Source organism: Streptomyces sp. NPDC051018, from assembly GCF_044456085.1.
Classification (GTDB): Bacteria; Actinomycetota; Actinomycetes; order Streptomycetales; family Streptomycetaceae; genus Streptomyces.
Genome location: NZ_JBITFN010000048.1, coordinates 1 through 1,595, shown reverse-complemented (window position 1 = coordinate 1,595; position 1,595 = coordinate 1). Strand labels below are relative to the sequence as shown.

General features: G+C 65.1%; 2 protein-coding genes. Both read right to left on the bottom strand.

Translation table 11 applies throughout. From position 1 onward, the window contains the following. Positions 1-69 precede the first annotated feature (69 nt). On the bottom strand, positions 70-837 hold the full coding sequence (locus tag ACIBCM_RS35240; protein ID WP_399250530.1) for a transposase: 768 nt from the start codon (positions 835-837) through the stop codon (positions 70-72). A gap of 7 nt (positions 838-844) precedes the next feature. Beyond that, positions 845-1,516, bottom strand: a complete 672-nt coding sequence (locus ACIBCM_RS35235) for a LysE family translocator (RefSeq protein WP_399250528.1) — start codon at positions 1,514-1,516, stop codon at positions 845-847. Positions 1,517-1,595: the final 79 nt, after the last annotated feature.

The window sequence follows — 1,595 nt, the reverse complement described above, 5'->3', positions numbered from 1 at the left end:
CTAAGGCTTGTCCCGTAAATGATCTCTGGTTGGGTGTGGACGTGGTCGGTGGCCCGTCCGGCTGTTCGTCTATCCGGCGAGATTGAGGTTGTGCAGGCGGGCGATTCCGAGCATGGCGTGATGGACGCCGTCGCCTTTCAGGCGGCAGTCGCGGAGAATCTTCCAGGTCTTCATGCGGGCGAAGACGTGCTCGACGCGGGCGCGGACCTGTTTGTGCGACTTGTTGTGTGCCTGTTTCCAGTCGGATAGTTCTTCGCCCTTGCGGCGGCGGTGAGGCATGACGAGTCCGGTGCCCGGATATCCACCGTCGGCGATCGTCATGGTCTTGCCGACTGCGGCCTTCGCCCCGGACTCCTCCCACGCCTTGCAGTCGTTGCGATTGCCCGGCAGAGGCCGGCCGACCACCACGACGAGACGGGTGTCGGCGTCGATGACTACCTGATGGTTCGTGGAGTACCGGTAGTTCTTGGACTGTTCGGCGATGGTGTGGTCACGGGTGGGTACCAGGGTCCCGTCCACGATGAGCACGGTGTCTTTGCGGAACCGCTTACGCGGCTGGAGCGCGAGCGACGGACCGAGATGGTCGATGATCCGGTCAGCCGCGGACTTCGAGATACCGAACAGCGGGGCGAGCTGGCGCATCGTCAAGTTGGTACGCCAGTAAGCCGCCACAAGCAGAACCCGATCCTCCAGCGGCAGGCCCCACGGCCGGCCCTTGCGGACAGGATCCGCCCCTTCGCGGCGCAGAGCCGTCACCAGTTTGCCGAAGGCACGCGGGCTCAGCCCGGTGAACGGGGCGATCCAGGACGGCTCCGACGCCGTGATCACACCAGCCACACCAAGATCATTTCATCGTGGCTGCAGCTGCGGGACCGCTCAAGCTCGCAGGCTCAGCTTCCGCCGCCGTTCGAATCCCAAAGGCCACCAGCACAGCTCCTGCCAGGCGGCTCATCCCGCGCCGGAATCGCGGCGTGTCGATTGTCGTGCGCGCGACGGTGACCACGCATGTCCAGAACAGCAGCCACACCAGCACGACGGCTACATGCACGATCGCAAGCGTGGCGATCTGTGGTGCGATCGTGCGGCTGGAGGTCAGGAACTGCGGAGCCAGGGTGAGATAGACCGACGCAGCCTTCGGATTGAGGACGTTGGACCACAGCCCCTGACCAAAGCCCCCGAGCCGGGCCCAGGGGAGGCGCCGTCTTCTGCGTGTCGCAGGTTCTACACCTCGACGTGCTGAACGCCAAGTGGCCACGCCCAACCAGATGAGATAGATGCCTCCCAGGAGCTTCACCGTCGTCAGCGCCCGAGCCGAGGACATGACGAGTGCGGACAGGCCGACCGCGGCGAACGTCGCGTGGACCAAGAGCCCGCACGCCGAGCCGAATGCGGCACGCGCGCCGTCGGACCGCGAACCCGCGATCACCTGCTGCGTGACCAGCGTGAAGCTCGTGCCGGGAATCAATGTCAGGGGTGTGACTGCGGCCATGAAGCCGAGTACCAGATGCCACTGCACGTCACAAGCCTACGCAACGGGCGCACGCCAACCTTCGGTTCCCCCGTCCAGTCGAGTCAAGCCACACCAGACGGCATCA